The organism is Ruegeria sp. N8, assembly GCF_056531325.1.
Window position 1 is genome coordinate 525,002 of sequence record NZ_JBQFLQ010000002.1, and the last position, 13,488, is coordinate 538,489.

16 protein-coding genes are annotated in these 13,488 nt (G+C 58.7%); 7 read left to right on the forward strand and 9 right to left on the reverse strand.

Annotation, left to right across the window (positions count from 1 at the left end; translation table 11 throughout):
• Positions 1 to 3: 3 nt before the first annotated feature.
• Positions 4 to 819 carry a TIGR00282 family metallophosphoesterase gene (locus ACR0C5_RS06665; protein ID WP_480875453.1) on the reverse strand — a complete coding sequence of 272 codons (816 nt, stop codon included), beginning with the start codon at positions 817 to 819 and terminating at the stop codon, positions 4 to 6.
• An 86-nt stretch (positions 820 to 905) separates the two neighbouring features.
• On the opposite strand from ACR0C5_RS06665, the gene ACR0C5_RS06670 reads away from it, so the two are divergent.
• Positions 906 to 1,133 (forward strand): putative hemolysin, encoded by a 228-nt coding sequence (locus ACR0C5_RS06670; RefSeq protein WP_170788257.1) that lies wholly within the window; start codon positions 906 to 908, stop codon positions 1,131 to 1,133.
• Positions 1,134 to 1,139: 6 nt separating this feature from the next.
• Here the strand turns inward: ACR0C5_RS06670 and ACR0C5_RS06675 are convergent, their stop codons facing one another.
• Positions 1,140 to 1,697 carry a 5-formyltetrahydrofolate cyclo-ligase gene (locus ACR0C5_RS06675; RefSeq protein ID WP_170783987.1) on the reverse strand — a complete coding sequence of 186 codons (558 nt, stop codon included), beginning with the start codon at positions 1,695 to 1,697 and terminating at the stop codon, positions 1,140 to 1,142.
• Positions 1,694 to 3,088: a magnesium transporter gene (gene mgtE, locus ACR0C5_RS06680; RefSeq protein WP_170769128.1), complete on the reverse strand. Its 1,395-nt coding sequence runs from the start codon at positions 3,086 to 3,088 to the stop codon at positions 1,694 to 1,696. Before mgtE ends, ACR0C5_RS06675 begins: the two co-directional genes overlap by 4 nt.
• A 141-nt stretch (positions 3,089 to 3,229) precedes the next feature.
• On the opposite strand from mgtE, the gene guaD reads away from it, so the two are divergent.
• On the forward strand, positions 3,230 to 4,516 hold the full coding sequence (gene guaD / locus ACR0C5_RS06685; RefSeq protein WP_480875458.1) for a guanine deaminase: 1,287 nt from the start codon (positions 3,230 to 3,232) through the stop codon (positions 4,514 to 4,516).
• A 59-nt stretch (positions 4,517 to 4,575) separates the two neighbouring features.
• On the opposite strand, the gene ACR0C5_RS06690 is transcribed toward guaD, so the two are convergent.
• The 3 genes from ACR0C5_RS06690 to ACR0C5_RS06700 form a co-directional block, all read right to left on the reverse strand.
• Entirely contained in the window at positions 4,576 to 5,910 is a 1,335-nt protein-coding gene (locus ACR0C5_RS06690) for an 8-oxoguanine deaminase (RefSeq protein ID WP_480875459.1), read from the reverse strand.
• Between the two features lie 117 nt (positions 5,911 to 6,027).
• Positions 6,028 to 6,819 carry a histidinol-phosphatase gene (hisN, locus tag ACR0C5_RS06695; protein WP_480875461.1) on the reverse strand — a complete coding sequence of 264 codons (792 nt, stop codon included), beginning with the start codon at positions 6,817 to 6,819 and terminating at the stop codon, positions 6,028 to 6,030.
• Between the two features lie 44 nt (positions 6,820 to 6,863).
• Complete coding sequence (locus ACR0C5_RS06700; protein WP_170769125.1) at positions 6,864 to 7,235, reverse strand: helix-turn-helix domain-containing protein; 372 nt, start codon at positions 7,233 to 7,235, stop codon at positions 6,864 to 6,866.
• 334 nt (positions 7,236 to 7,569) lie between these two features.
• Between ACR0C5_RS06700 and ACR0C5_RS06705 the strand changes: the two genes are divergently transcribed.
• Positions 7,570 to 8,526, forward strand: coding sequence for an NADPH:quinone oxidoreductase family protein (locus ACR0C5_RS06705; protein WP_170783976.1), 957 nt, complete (start codon positions 7,570 to 7,572; stop codon positions 8,524 to 8,526).
• Here ACR0C5_RS06705 and ACR0C5_RS06710 read toward each other — a convergent pair.
• Entirely contained in the window at positions 8,523 to 9,404 is an 882-nt protein-coding gene (locus tag ACR0C5_RS06710) for a LysR family transcriptional regulator (RefSeq protein ID WP_170769123.1), read from the reverse strand. The two genes, ACR0C5_RS06705 and ACR0C5_RS06710, sit on opposite strands and share 4 nt — an antisense overlap.
• A gap of 127 nt (positions 9,405 to 9,531) precedes the next feature.
• Here ACR0C5_RS06710 and ACR0C5_RS06715 point away from each other — a divergent pair, with 127 nt between their 5' ends.
• Positions 9,532 to 9,741 carry a DUF1127 domain-containing protein gene (locus tag ACR0C5_RS06715; RefSeq protein ID WP_170769122.1) on the forward strand — a complete coding sequence of 70 codons (210 nt, stop codon included), beginning with the start codon at positions 9,532 to 9,534 and terminating at the stop codon, positions 9,739 to 9,741.
• Positions 9,742 to 9,922: 181 nt separating this feature from the next.
• Positions 9,923 to 10,693, forward strand: coding sequence for a Bax inhibitor-1/YccA family protein (locus tag ACR0C5_RS06720; protein WP_170769121.1), 771 nt, complete (start codon positions 9,923 to 9,925; stop codon positions 10,691 to 10,693).
• Positions 10,694 to 10,832: 139 nt separating this feature from the next.
• On the opposite strand, the gene ACR0C5_RS06725 is transcribed toward ACR0C5_RS06720, so the two are convergent.
• Together ACR0C5_RS06725 and rpmG are read right to left on the reverse strand one after the other, a co-directional pair.
• On the reverse strand, positions 10,833 to 11,339 hold the full coding sequence (locus tag ACR0C5_RS06725) for a hypothetical protein (RefSeq protein WP_170769120.1): 507 nt from the start codon (positions 11,337 to 11,339) through the stop codon (positions 10,833 to 10,835).
• 205 nt (positions 11,340 to 11,544) lie between these two features.
• Positions 11,545 to 11,712: a 50S ribosomal protein L33 gene (gene rpmG, locus ACR0C5_RS06730; protein WP_010441901.1), complete on the reverse strand. Its 168-nt coding sequence runs from the start codon at positions 11,710 to 11,712 to the stop codon at positions 11,545 to 11,547.
• A 293-nt stretch (positions 11,713 to 12,005) separates the two neighbouring features.
• Between rpmG and ACR0C5_RS06735 the strand changes: the two genes are divergently transcribed.
• Positions 12,006 to 12,641, forward strand: a complete 636-nt coding sequence (locus ACR0C5_RS06735; RefSeq protein ID WP_170769119.1) for a DUF1326 domain-containing protein — start codon at positions 12,006 to 12,008, stop codon at positions 12,639 to 12,641.
• Positions 12,642 to 13,484, forward strand: coding sequence for a DUF2182 domain-containing protein (locus ACR0C5_RS06740; RefSeq protein WP_170769118.1), 843 nt, complete (start codon positions 12,642 to 12,644; stop codon positions 13,482 to 13,484).
• Positions 13,485 to 13,488: the final 4 nt, after the last annotated feature.

Sequence of the window (13,488 nt, forward strand, 5' to 3'; positions counted from 1 at the left end):
GCCTTACTGCGGCCCTGCTTGCTGCAAACGCCCGCCAACGCGCACCATTTGCGCAGATTTTGCCTCTCCGGTGCGGTCGTCAGTCTCGACAAACACGCCGCTCAGCGTGGCCTCGCCATTGGCGGGGGTAAATCGGGCTTTGGGCATCCCGGTGATAAAGCGGCGCATCGGTTCAACCTTGTCCATGCCGATGACCGAGTCGTAATCGCCACACATCCCCGCATCGGTCAGATAGGCGGTTCCATTGGGCAGAATCTGCGCATCTGCCGTTGGCACATGGGTATGCGTGCCGACCACAAGGCTGGCGCGTTTATCGCAATAATGACCCATGGCCATCTTCTCGGATGTGGCCTCACAATGCATATCGACAATGATTGCTTGCGCCTGACCACCGCGCGGGTGGGATTTCAGGATCGGCTCGATGGCCGAGAACGGATCATCAAAGGGCCGTTTCATGAAGACCTGCCCCAGCACCTGCACCACCAGAACCTTGCGCCCGCCCGGCGCGGTATACAGGCGATGCCCCCGCCCCGGCGCGCCTTTGGCGAAATTTACCGGCCGCACGATGCGGGACTCTTTCTCGATGAATTGAAGCATATCTTTCTGGTCGAACGCGTGATCGCCCAGCGTCAGGCAATCGGCGCCGGCATCCAGCAGCAGCTTGGCGTGATCGCCGGTCAGCCCCATCCCGTTCGAGGCGTTCTCGCCATTGACCACAACAAAATCCAGCCGCCATTCGTCGCGCAGACGTGGCAGATATTGTTGGATCGCCGCACGCCCGGCGCGGCCCATAACGTCACCCAGAAAAAGTATCCTCATACGAACCGTCCTAAGTGTGGCAATGACCAAGCACAAGTGGTTAAACTCAGGTCATAAACTGCCAATACCATTCATCGGAGCGTTTCATGACCCGCCTATACCTGCCTGCCCTTCTGCTGATCCCCCTCGCTGCATGCGAACCTGCGTCTGATAACTCGGCACAACTCGCCAACCCTGCGGCGACGTTCTGTGTCGAAAGCGGCGGCGATTATCGCATTGTCGACGGGGCCGACGGCCAAACAGGGCGGTGTACCCTACCCGATGGGCGCGATCTGGATGCGTGGGAGTATTTCCGCGAAAACCATGCGGGGTGAGCGGCGTTAAAAAGTCAGAACCCGGCTTTCCGTGATCACCATGTCCAAGGGCTGATCGGTCGGCTCCAGCGGCAGGCCCTCGGCCTCTTGTGCGTCAAAGGCGAAACCAATGGCCAGTGTCGGGCGTTTGGCGCGCAGTCCCTCCAGCGTGCGGTCATAGAAACCACCGCCATAGCCCAGCCGTCCACCCTGCGCATCAAAGGCCACCAGCGGCACGATCAGGATTTCCGGGTCAAAATAATCGTCGACCTCCGGCACCTTGGCCCCAAAAGGGCCGTCTTTTAGAGCGCCTTCGGGGGTCCAGTGCGAAAACTTCAGCGGCTGCGCGGCAGCTTGGATCACGGGCACGCCGACCGGACCATAGGCCGAAGCCTCGGCCATGGCGGGCAGCGGATCAATCTCGGTGCGGATGGGCATGTAGCCCGAGATCGGCACGCCCCGGTGCCCGGCCAACACTTCGGACAAACGCCCTGCCGCACCGGGAAGTCGCGCGTCAAAGGCAGCCTTTCGACGCGCAAAGGCCGCCTTGCGCGCGGCGGCTTTGATTTCGGTCAGATCGGTCACAGTAGCACCACGCTGGCAAGTCCCAGAAAGATGAAGAACCCCATGACATCCGTTGTCGTCGTCACAAAGGTCCCCGACGCCAGCGCCGGGTCAACGCCCAGACGATCCAGCACCACCGGTACTACCGTACCCGCAAACCCCGCGATCACCATGTTCACGACCAAGGCCGACCCGATCACGACACCCAGCATCGGAGAATCAAACCACATCATCCCAACCGTGCCCAGCACTATGGCAAAACACAGCCCGTTCAGAAGTCCCACCAGCAATTCCCGCCGGATCACCCTCATCACGTTGGCGTTGGTCAGGTCGCGCGTCGCCAGCGCTCGCACCGCGACTGTAAGCGACTGCGTACCTGCATTGCCCCCCATCGAAGCCACGATCGGCATCAGGATCGCCAGCGCCACCAGCTGATCAATTGCTGCCTCGAATTGCGAAATCACCAGCGAGGCACAGATCGCCGTGCACAGATTCACCGCCAACCACGGCAGCCGTCGCTTGCTGGTATTCGCCACACTGTCCGAGATTGAGCTTTCGTCGCTAACCCCAGCCAAACGCAGGATATCTTCCTCGTGCTCTTCATCCAGAACCACCATGGCGTCGTCGATGGTAATGACACCAACCAACCGCCCATCAGCATCCACCACCGGGGCCGAGATCAGGTGGTACTGGTTGAACGCATAGGCCACGTCCTCTTCATCCTGATCGACCGGAATAATGTGCAGCTCTTCATCGGCCAGATCGGCCAGCCGCACTTCGCGGCGCGCCGCCATAAGCTTGCCCAGTGTCACCTGCGCCACAGGTTTCAGGCGCGGATCGACCATGACGACATAGTAGAATTGCTCGGGCAGATCGTCATTGGCGCGCATGAAATCGATGGCCTGACCCACCGTCCAATGTTCGGGCGACATGACCACTTCGCGCTGCATGAGGCGACCGGCCGAGTTCTCGGGGTAAGACAGCGCCTGCTCTGCCGCGATCCGCTCGGAATCCTCCAGCGCGTCCAGAATGGCCTCTTGCTGCGGCTCTTCGAGGTCCTCCAGCAGGTCGACAACATCGTCGCTTTCCATCTCGCGCACGGCGTCGGCGAGAACGTCGGGCTTGAGAATGCCGATGATCTCTTCCCGCACGGCCTCGTCAAGTTCGGACAAGATGTCGCCGTCAAACTCTTTGTCATACAGCCGGATCAACTGGGCGCGGTCGTACGGGTTGATCTGTTCCAGAAGGTCGGCGATGTCAGCGGCGTGCAGCGGCTCCATAAGCTCAACCAGCTTGTCGCGGTCATCCACATCGACAGCATAAAGAATTGCCGTGATAGCCTTCGGGTCCAGCGCATAAACGTCGTCGTCACTGGTCGACTCGACTTGGGGTTCGTCAATGCCTGTGGTCATGTCTGCCCCCGCTATCCTTCGGTCATTGCCCTTTAAATAGAAGAAGCAGCTACCGGAAAACAATGACAATGCGCCGATTTACCCAGAAGTTTCCCGCGCCTATGCTATTTGACGGTCCCATACAGGCGGAGATGAATGAAAATGGCGCAGAAAACGCTGCTGAAAGGGCGTGTGCTCAGCTTTACCGGTTCCCCGTTCGAGGGCGAGCCAACCGACGCCGTTGAGTTCAGCGAAGCAGTGGTGGTCGAGGGTGGCCATATCGCCGCGGTGGGTCATGCCGATACGCTGCGCTCTGCGCATCCCGACGCGCAGGTGGTCGATCACGGCCAGCACGTGATCATGGCCGGATTTGTGGACGCGCATGTGCACTATCCACAGACCGCGATGATTGCCAGCTGGGGCAAACGTCTGATCGACTGGTTGAACACCTATACCTTCCCCGAAGAGATGAAGTTCGGCGACCCGACCTATGCCGCCGAAATTGCAAACCGCTATCTGGACCTAACAGCGGCCCATGGCACCACGACAATGTGCAGCTTTTGCACCATTCACCCCGAAAGCGTCGATGCGTTCTTTGCGGCTGCACAAGCGCGCAACCAGCGTGTGGTGGCAGGCAAGACCTGCATGGACCGCAACGCGCCCGAGGGGCTGCGGGACACTGCGAAAACGGCCTATGACCAATCGGAGGTATTGCTAGAGAAATGGCATCGTGTTGACCGTTTAACCTATGCTATCACACCGCGGTTTTCACCGACATCCACGCCTGAACAGCTTGAGGCGATGGGCGCGCTGTGGGCCGAGCACCCTCATTGTCTAATGCAGACCCATCTGAGTGAACAAACGGATGAAATCGCCTGGGTCCGCGAGTTGTTTCCCGAGGCGCGCGACTATCTGGATACTTACGAGAAATTCGGTCTTCTGGGTTCGCATGGGGTCTATGGTCACGTCATCCATCTGGAGGCGCGCGAGCGCGACCGCCTGCGCGAGGTGGACGCGGCGCTGATCCATTGCCCGACCTCGAACACCTTCATTGGCTCGGGCCTGTTCGATATGACCGGATTGATGCATGACGGGCATCGGGTCGGGTTGGCCACGGATACGGGCGGCGGGTCGAGTTTCTCGATGCTGCATACAATGGCCTCGGCCTATGAGATCGGACAACTGCGCGGCGCGCCTCTGCATGCGGCGCAACTGTTGTGGTTGGGCACGGTCGGATCGGCGCGGTCGCTGCGGTTGGACGATCGGATTGGCAATATCGCACTGGGGATGGAGGCGGATCTGGTCGTGCTTGATCTGGCCTCGACCCCGGCCATCGCGCAGCGCGAGGCTTGTGCGGATGATATATGGGAGGCGATCTTCCCGACCATCATGATGGGGGATGATCGCGCCATTGCCGAGGTTTGGATCGGTGGGGCCGCTGTCGCGTGAGGGAATGCGCCTTGCGGCGCATGCCTCCGGCGGAGGTATTTTTGAACAGAAGAAGAGTTTCAGCTTTGCAGGGCTCGCGCCAGCGCGTTCTGCCGTTCGATCACACGTGGCAGGTCCAGAGTGGTGATAGCCCCGCCGCGCACGATTTGGCGACCTTCGACGAACAAATGTTTCACCTTCATCGGCCCGGATAGCAACAGCGCCGCCGGGTCCCAACTGCCTGCGCTTTCGATACCGCCTATGTCCCAGATGGCAATATCTGCGCGCTTGCCCGGCGCTAACCGGCCGCAATCGGGGCGGTTGAGGACATCAGCACCGCCTCGGGTTGCGAGTTCAAGCGCCTCGCGGGAGGACATCGCATCCGCGCCATTGGCGACCCGTTGGAGGAGCATGGCCTGTCGCGCCTCGAGCACCAGGCTGCCATTGTCATTGCTGGCCGAGCCATCCGCGCCCAGCCCAACTGGCACGCCGCAATCGCGCATTTTCCGAACCGGCGCGATCCCTGAGCCCAGCCGACAGTTTGAACAGGGGCAATGGGCAACGCCGGTCTGTGTGCGGGCGAATAGGTCGATCTCGGCCCCATCCAGCTTGACGCAATGGGCCTGCCACACATCGGGGCCGGTCCAGCCCAGATCTTCGGCGTATTGACCGGGGCGGCAGCCGAATTGCGCCTGGGAATAGGCGATATCCTCATCGTTTTCGGCAAGATGAGTGTGCAGCATCACGCCCTTGTCTCGCGCCAGTACGGCTGTGTCGCGCATCAGGTCACGGCTAACCGAAAACGGAGAGCATGGAGCCAGGCCGACCCGGCACATTGCGCCCTCGGACGCGTCATGAAAGGCGTCGACGACGCGGATCATATCGTTGAGGATTGCATCCTCGGTTTCAACCAGCGCATCCGGGGGCAGGCCACCATCGCTTTCACCGATGCTCATCGCGCCACGGGTCGGGTGGAAACGCAGGCCGACCTCGGCAGCGGCGGCGATGGTGTCGTCCAGCCGTGCGCCGTTGGGGTAGAGGTACAAGTGGTCCGAACTAAGCGTACAGCCCGACAGCGCCAATTCGGCCAGCCCAATCTGAGCTGAGGTGAACATTTCATCCGGTCCGAACCGTGCCCAGATGGGGTAGAGCGTTTTCAGCCAACCAAAGAGCAGCGCATCCTGCCCACCGGGTACGGCGCGGGTTAGGGTTTGGTAAAGATGGTGATGTGTGTTCACCAAACCAGGTGTCACCACGCATCCTGTCGCGTCATGGATTTCTCCGGTCGTGGTCAGGCCCTGCCCGATCTGCGCAATCTGGCTGTTTTGGATCAGAATATCGGCCCCACGCAATTCGCGTCGCGTGTCATCCATTGTGAGGATGGTATCTGCGTGTTTGATAAGGATTTCGGTCATCTCGCCCCTCCGTCGCATCAACCCGTCTCATGCTTGGAGAATGCGGGCTGGCGGAAAACGGGCGTAAGAACCAACCGGTCAGAAAATAACCGACCGGGCCGGTCCGGGCAACCGGATTCAGTATTGGCGCAAGATATCCAGCGCAGCGGCGTGCAGATCGGCATTGGCCGCTGCCAGAGCGCGACCGCCGTTGTGGGCGCGACCACCCTGCCAGTCGGTGACGATGCCGCCAGCCGCCTCGATCACGGCTATGGGTGCCTGGATGTCATAGGCTTGCAAACCGGCCTCGATCACCAGATCCACCTGCCCGGCGGCCAGCAAGGCATAGGCGTAGCAATCCATGCCATATCGCGTGAGGCGCGCGTGCCGCGCCACGGCCTCGAACCCGGCGCGTTCTTCCGGGGTGCCGACCTCGGGGAAAGTGGTAAACACGATGGCCTGAGCCAGCGAGGTTGTCGCCCGCGTGTCCAAAGGCCGGGTTCCCGTGGGTCCGCTGACCTGCGCAATATCGACCGAGCCCACGAACCGTTCACCAATATATGGCTGATCAATGACCCCCATGATCGGCCCGTCAGCGCTGCTGAGCGCAATCAGAACACCCCATGTGGGCGTCCCGCTGATGAACCCGCGCGTGCCGTCAATCGGGTCCAAGACCCAGGTTCGGCCGCTGCTGCCCGGCACCTGACCGAATTCTTCCCCCAAAATCCCGTCATCAGGGCGATGTTTGGCCAGAATGTCGCGCATTACACGCTCGGCCTCACGATCGGCGATCGTCACCGGATCGAACCCCTGTGACAGCTTGTTCGAGGTTTCCAGATTTGCTTGGCGGAAAAACGGAAGAATGGCCGCGCGCGCTGCGTCGGCCATTTCTTCTGCTACGTCCAGATCGGTCAGAATAGGCTGTGTCATGCGCTACCCGTGCAGGGCACACGCATCAAAGTCAACCCGCTTAATCAGGCAACGTCGCTGAGAACACGCGCCAGTTCGAACAGTCGACGGCGCTGGTTTTCCGGGATCGCATAGTAGGACCGAACCAGATCCAACGCCTCTTTGTCTCCCATCAGATCAGCAGGCACCGATTTCTTGCTTGAGGTTTCCTTCTCAGCCTCTTCCAAACCTTCGAAGAAAAAGCTGACCGGAACATCCAGCGCTTCGGCGATGTCCCACAAACGCGACGCACTGATGCGGTTCGCACCCGTTTCGTATTTCTGAATCTGCTGGAACTTGATACCAACTTGCTGCGCCAGTTGCTGCTGGGTCATTCCAATCAGCCAGCGGCGATGCCGGACGCGCTTGCCCACATGGACATCGACGTGATGGGTCATTGGTATTCTCCTCTACTACACAACTACCGGGGACGTGCGATATATTTCATCATCGCATAACTAACGAGCAGTTCTTAACCGCTCACTAAGTTGGAACATGCCCCCAAATCAGCACCATAGCGCACTATTGCCCTATTTGCGTTTTTTTTCAAGAAGGTTGAGTAAGATTTCAAGGGTAAGGATTTGTGGTTGTGCGATGCGCACACATAATACCTCTATGTTTATTGCATTATGTATATATTAGCGTTCGTGCCAGTTTTTTGCGCGCAAGGTCACTGATTGACAATTCAACCAGAAAACGAATCTACTCCGCCCAAAATCACGGAGCACCTTTATGCTGGCCTACAGAATCTCATCGAAAGGCGCGGACGCTCAGCTGTGCGATATCGCGCTCCCTGACCCTGGTCCAGGGCAGATTCGCGTCGCCATCAAGGCCTGCGGTCTGAACTTCGCGGATCTGCTGATGCAGAAGGGCACCTATCAGGACACCCCCTCAGCCCCCTTCACGCAAGGGATGGAAATTTCTGGTGTTGTCGATCAGCTTGGCCCGGATGTGACAACCTTGTCCGTAGGGGATCGTGTGGCTGTCTATTCAGGTCAGGGCGGTTTGGCGGAATTTGGGGTGTTCGACGCAGATCGTGCGATCCCCCTACCCGCTTCGACGAGCTTTGAGGACGCCGCCGCCATCCAAATTGCATATGGAACCAGTCACATTGCGCTGGATCACCGCGCCCGATTGCAGCCGGGTGAAACCTTGCTGGTCACAGGGGCTGCTGGTGGCGTCGGATTGACGGCTGTCGAAATCGGCAAGTTGATGGGGGCCACGGTGATTGCGCAGGCGCGCGGGGCGGAAAAGCTGGAGGTCGCGCGCACCGCAGGAGCCGATCACCTGATTGACGCCTCCGAAGATCTTCGGTCGCGCGTGAAGGAATTGGGTGGCGCCGATGTGGTCTATGACGCCATCGGCGGCGACGTGTTCCAGGCCGCCTTTCGTGCCACTAATCCCGAGGGCCGTCTGCTGCCCATCGGGTTCGCGGGCGGCGACGTGCCACAAATCCCCGCCAATCACCTTCTGGTCAAGAACTTGACTGTCATCGGCTTTTACATCGGCGGCTATCTGAGATTCCGCCCTCAGATCGTGCAGGACAGCTTCGCCACCCTATTTCGCTGGCATTCGGAGGGGAAAATCAAACCCCATATCAGCCATACCCTGCCCCTGACCGAGGCCGCGCAAGGCCTGCAACTGCTGAGGGACCGTGCGGCCACAGGCAAGGTCGTCATCACACCCTAGCCCGCGACAGCCTTCAACGGTGTCCCCGCCATGATGCGGAAATTCTGTCGTACCAGCGCCGCCAGGGCTTCGATGATTTCCCCGCGACCCGAGTCGCCGCCGTAAAGGTTGATCATTTGAACCGGTAGATCAGGAAGAGCACCGCCCGATTCGATCAGCTCAAGATGGGCGGCCTCAGTGCCTTCCAGCATGGCCGAGACAGCCAGATCGGCGCTGACCGTGGCCTCGATGGTGCGGTCATCTTCGGAATCAACGGCCAGTTCCCAAGGAATATCGGCTCCGTCCAGTGCGCTGATGACCTTGGGCCGAAACAGACAGCGTCGCCCCTCAGCCAAGGGGATCGGTCGCTTGCGCCATGCCGACCCACCCGGCGCGCCAACCCAGCGCAGAGGCAATTCGGCAATCGTTTCCGCCCCTTCCGCGGCGTTTGATTCCGTCGTCAGGATCAGATCGCATTCGCCTTTCCTATACATCTCTTTCAGCTGCATCGAAAACGACGAGAACAACTGCACCTTCACGCGTGGGAAATCGGCGTTGAATCGCTTCAGAACCCTTGGAATCGCGGGGTAAACGATGTCATGCGGCACACCCAGAACGACCTCGCCCTCGAACGCCTGATCGGTGAGCTTCGAGATCACCTCGTCATTCAACGCAATCATGCGGCGTGCATAAGCCAGCAGTTGCTCCCCCGATGCCGTCAGCGCAATCGTGCGTCCGCTGCGGTCCAGCAACTCAAGCCCCAGCAGTTCCTCCAGCCGTTTCAACTGCATCGAAACCGCAGATTGCGTCAGGTGCAAAAAACCGGCTGCCCGCGTTACGCCGCCTTGATCGGCAACGGCCACGAATGAGCGCAGAGTGGTGATGTCCAGATTTCTCATCTTCACGATCCCTTATGCATTCCGTCAAAAATATTCATTTTTAAAATGTGTCATATCGGGACATATAGATCAAGGAAGTTGATGGAAATTCTAAAAATCATCGGAAATGAAAGAAAGGACAATACCTATGACCCAGATTGCGCTGACATCCCGCTGCAAACCGCATCGCCGGTTTTCCGTTTTGACTCTGTTGGACGCCTTATCCCTGCTTCGCCAGCGCCACAAGCTGGCCCGATTGGACGACCGCGCATTGAAAGACATCGGTATCACCCGCGAACAAGCCGAAGCCGAGGCTGCTCGCCCCATTTGGGATGCGCCGGATTTCTGGCAAAAGTAATTTCTGAATGTATCTTTTTCTCATCAATGGCGACCCGCGTCAGCAGGTCGCCATTTTTGTTGCGTGTTTTAGCCAGTTTCCAGCGTTAAACTCTTGAAACACAGCCCCCACTTGCCGATATTTGCGGGGAAGGCGTCTCGCTTGCAGACGCACCAAAGAATTAACGAAGGGAGACCCTTTTATGGCACAATTTGACACGATCCGGACGGCGGCCGGCGCGCGCGCTGCCCAGATTGACGAGGGCCTGCGCGCCCATATGAACAAAGTCTACGGCACCATGTCCGTGGGCATGCTGATTACTTTTGCTGCTGCATGGGCGATTGCCGGCATGGCTGTATCCAGCGTTCCGACCGAATACCAGATCAGCGCGAACACGTATCTGACCCAATTCGGCGCGACCTTGTTCACATCGCCCCTGAAATGGGTGATCATGTTTGCCCCGCTGGCTTTTGTGTTCGGCTTTGGCGCAGCAATCAACCGTCTGTCGGCAGCAGCGGCTCAGCTGGTGTTCTACACCTTCGCCGCAGTGATGGGTATTTCGATCAGCTGGATTTTCCTGGTCTTCACCGGTCAGTCGATCATCCAAGTCTTCCTAATCACCTCGATCGCCTTTGCCGGCCTTTCGCTGTATGGCTATACGACCAAAAAAGACCTGTCGGCCATGGGCACATTCCTGATCATGGGCGTGATCGGCCTGATCGTTGCGTCCGTTGTGAACATCTTCATCGCCTCGTCGGCCATCGCGTTCGCAGTTTCCGTTCTGGGTGTCCTGATCTTCGCAGGCCTGACCGCGTATGACACGCAGAACATCAAGACAACCTACCTGCAAATGGCCCATTCGGGCGATCAGGAATGGTTGGGCAAGGCCGCAATCATGGGCGCGCTGAGCCTGTATCTGGACTTCATCAATATGTTCATGTTCCTGCTGCAACTGTTCGGCAACCGCGAATAAGCAACCGATACACATCAAACAAAGGGCGGGTTATTGACCCGCCCTTTTTCATTTGCGCCTGAAGATCCAAGGCCTATCGGGCAAAAGAAAAAGCCCCCACCCAGATGGGCGAGGGCTTTGGAGTTCTCTCAGACCGGGATCAGCTACAGTTCAACGCAACCGCGAAGCCCGAGCTGCGCGAGGACGAACCTTTGCGGAATACGTCTCCGGCGGGTAGGCATCCGGTGAACTGTTCGGCGTTCCGGCCAAAGGCGGCACCGATTTCGTTGTCCACGCGAGTGCTGTTGTTAGCTGTACGCAGCACGCCATAGGGCGTGCCATTCACATTGACCGTGCTTAGGAACAAGTTGGTACCCGAGCCATTCAGAACAACCGCGTTGCTATCTCCGCGCCCGCCATTGTCGATTGCGACGCGCGCGACTTTCTGGGCTTCAGTCTCGCCTGTCGACACCGAGACCGGCGTCAATTCCGCCAGATCAGCTGGGATGTTCCGCGACTCGGGAACAAATGCGACAGTGCCCGGCACGTCCGAGGATGTCCGGGGCTCTCCGCTAAGGCCAGCAAAGCCGACGCCCTGACGGTTATAGAGATCTTCGCAGCCCGCAAGGGCCAGAACGGTGATTGTGGATAACAAGATTTTTTTCATGACGGCCAACATTTTGGAACGGTTAGCTGAAGCGTATGGGCAAGGTGTCCCAAAAAGCAACCCGCACCTCATTCGAATGCGCAGGTGGCTGATGCGCCGCTGCAACGGACTGGTGCTGACCTCAGCGCAACTGGATGCCGATCGAACATGAAAAAGGGCTGCGCCGTGGCGCAACCCTTTTAAACTGTCCAAGCGGATCGGCAGATTACTTGATCTTGCCTTCCTTGTACTCGACATGCTTCCGAGCGACCGGATCGTATTTACGAATGGTCATTTTTTCGGTCATGGTGCGCGCGTTCTTTTTGGTCACGTAGAAGTGGCCCGTGCCCGCGGTCGAGTTCAGACGGATCTTGATTGTCGTCGGCTTCGCCATGGTTATCTCCTGCGTCCGGAAAGGCAGGGGCCTTTCGGTTGAATTCCTATGAGCGTGCGCTTTTACCCGGTCGCGCAGCCGAGTCAACCGGAATCGGGCCGAATTGCGCAGTTTTCCAATCGAGTTTCCGACAACAAGCCTGCCCTCGTTTGGCGAGATCACGGTTCCGTGATAGTGTGCATCCAGTTTGTCAAACCAAGACGTCGGAAATCGACGCGACAGTTGAGGCACAGATCTGACGGCAACCCCTGACCGAGTAGTTCTTTTTTGTGCAAATTTACTTGGGGGCAATCATGACAGAATGGACAATTCAGGCTGAAGAGCTGGCCAATTGCAACTGCAATTTCGGCTGCCCGTGCCAGTTCAGCGTTCTTCCCACCCATGGCAACTGTGAAGCTGTTGTCGTCTATGACATTGAGTCCGGCCATTACGGCGACACTGACCTTGCCGGGGTCCGCGCCGCTGGCGTGTACTACTGGCCCGGCCCGATTCACGAAGGAAACGGTCAGATGCAGTTGATCATCGACGAAAGCGCCAGCGACGCGCAACGTGCGGCTTTACAAGCCATCATGACCGGTCAAGACACGGACGAAATGGCGACCTTCTGGTATGTTTACAGCGCCATGGCACCGACCAAACATGAGACGCTGTATCTGCCCATCGAACTGGACTGGTCGCGTGAGGACCGCACAGGCTATGCTAAGGTGAAAGGTATTTTCGACCTGAATGTCAGGCCGATCCCCCATATCGTTTCAGGTCAACCGCACCGTGCGGCGATCCAGCTGCCCAACGGGTTCGAATACCGACACGCAGAATCAGCCTCGGGCACGACCACCACCCATGGGGGTGAGATCAGCCTGAGCTTTGATGCGACCCATGCCCATCTGGCGCATCTGAATATCTCGGGCCATGGCGTTCTGGGCGCTTAGATGAAACCCAATCCATCTGCACCCACGCCTGGGGTGGTCGAGCAAGTGCTGCGTCGTGACGGCAGTATCGTGCTGTTCTGCGTTCTGATGATCGTGCTGTTTGCCTGTTGGTATACGGTTGCGGGCATCGGCATGAACATGACAGCGGTTGATATGACCGCGATGGCCGGACCGATCGGCACTCCGATGCAAATGGGCGGCGAGGTTCATTGGTCCCTAAGCTATGGCATTCTGATCTTCCTGATGTGGTGGGTCATGATGGTTGCCATGATGACACCCAGCGCGGCACCAACGGTGCTGCTGTATACGGCGATCAAACGAATGGGATCTGAGCAGGCGCGCTCAACCCGGCTGAGCCTTTTGTTTCTAAGTGGGTATCTCGTCGCATGGGCCGCCTTCAGTATGCTCGCAACCGGCAGCCAATGGGGGTTGGAGCAGATCGGCCTGTCGGACGGGCCGATGATGACGATCCGGTCCGAGGTCTTTGCAGGTACTGTTTTGCTGGCCGCTGGTCTCTATCAGCTTTCCAGCCTCAAGACGGCCTGTCTGCGCCATTGCCGCAGTCCGGCGCGGTTTCTGGCCGACCACAACCGCCCAGGCCCCTATGGCGCGTTTCGGGTCGGCGTGTTGCATGGGCTTTACTGTCTGGGGTGTTGCTGGGCGTTGATGCTGCTGCTGTTCGTGGGCGGCGTGATGAACCTCTATTGGATCGCCGGTATCGCGCTTTATGTGGGCTTGGAGAAGCTACTGCCGCAGGCGCGGTGGTTGGTTCCGGCAACCGGGGTTGCGCTGATCGTCGCCGGTATCTGGGTGATCGGGCGTGGGGTCTTGCCGCTTGCTTAGAGAG

What these genes read in the sequence shown, in the direction of transcription:
- ACR0C5_RS06700 (WP_170769125.1), bottom strand. Translation starts at nt 7,235, where the DNA reads ATGACCCATCACGTCGATGTCCATGTGGGCAAGCGCGTCCGGCATCGC.
- ACR0C5_RS06690 (WP_480875459.1), bottom strand. Translation starts at nt 5,910, where the DNA reads ATGACCGAAATCCTTATCAAACACGCAGATACCATCCTCACAATGGAT.
- ACR0C5_RS06725 (WP_170769120.1), bottom strand. Translation starts at nt 11,339, where the DNA reads ATGAAAAAAATCTTGTTATCCACAATCACCGTTCTGGCCCTTGCGGGC.
- ACR0C5_RS06710 (WP_170769123.1), bottom strand. Translation starts at nt 9,404, where the DNA reads ATGAGAAATCTGGACATCACCACTCTGCGCTCATTCGTGGCCGTTGCC.
- guaD (WP_480875458.1), top strand. Translation starts at nt 3,230, where the DNA reads ATGGCGCAGAAAACGCTGCTGAAAGGGCGTGTGCTCAGCTTTACCGGT.
- ACR0C5_RS06740 (WP_170769118.1), top strand. Translation starts at nt 12,642, where the DNA reads ATGAAACCCAATCCATCTGCACCCACGCCTGGGGTGGTCGAGCAAGTG.
- rpmG (WP_010441901.1), bottom strand. Translation starts at nt 11,712, where the DNA reads ATGGCGAAGCCGACGACAATCAAGATCCGTCTGAACTCGACCGCGGGC.
- ACR0C5_RS06665 (WP_480875453.1), bottom strand. Translation starts at nt 819, where the DNA reads ATGAGGATACTTTTTCTGGGTGACGTTATGGGCCGCGCCGGGCGTGCG.
- ACR0C5_RS06720 (WP_170769121.1), top strand. Translation starts at nt 9,923, where the DNA reads ATGGCACAATTTGACACGATCCGGACGGCGGCCGGCGCGCGCGCTGCC.
- ACR0C5_RS06705 (WP_170783976.1), top strand. Translation starts at nt 7,570, where the DNA reads ATGCTGGCCTACAGAATCTCATCGAAAGGCGCGGACGCTCAGCTGTGC.
- ACR0C5_RS06735 (WP_170769119.1), top strand. Translation starts at nt 12,006, where the DNA reads ATGACAGAATGGACAATTCAGGCTGAAGAGCTGGCCAATTGCAACTGC.
- ACR0C5_RS06670 (WP_170788257.1), top strand. Translation starts at nt 906, where the DNA reads ATGACCCGCCTATACCTGCCTGCCCTTCTGCTGATCCCCCTCGCTGCA.
- ACR0C5_RS06715 (WP_170769122.1), top strand. Translation starts at nt 9,532, where the DNA reads ATGACCCAGATTGCGCTGACATCCCGCTGCAAACCGCATCGCCGGTTT.
- mgtE (WP_170769128.1), bottom strand. Translation starts at nt 3,088, where the DNA reads ATGACCACAGGCATTGACGAACCCCAAGTCGAGTCGACCAGTGACGAC.
- hisN (WP_480875461.1), bottom strand. Translation starts at nt 6,819, where the DNA reads ATGACACAGCCTATTCTGACCGATCTGGACGTAGCAGAAGAAATGGCC.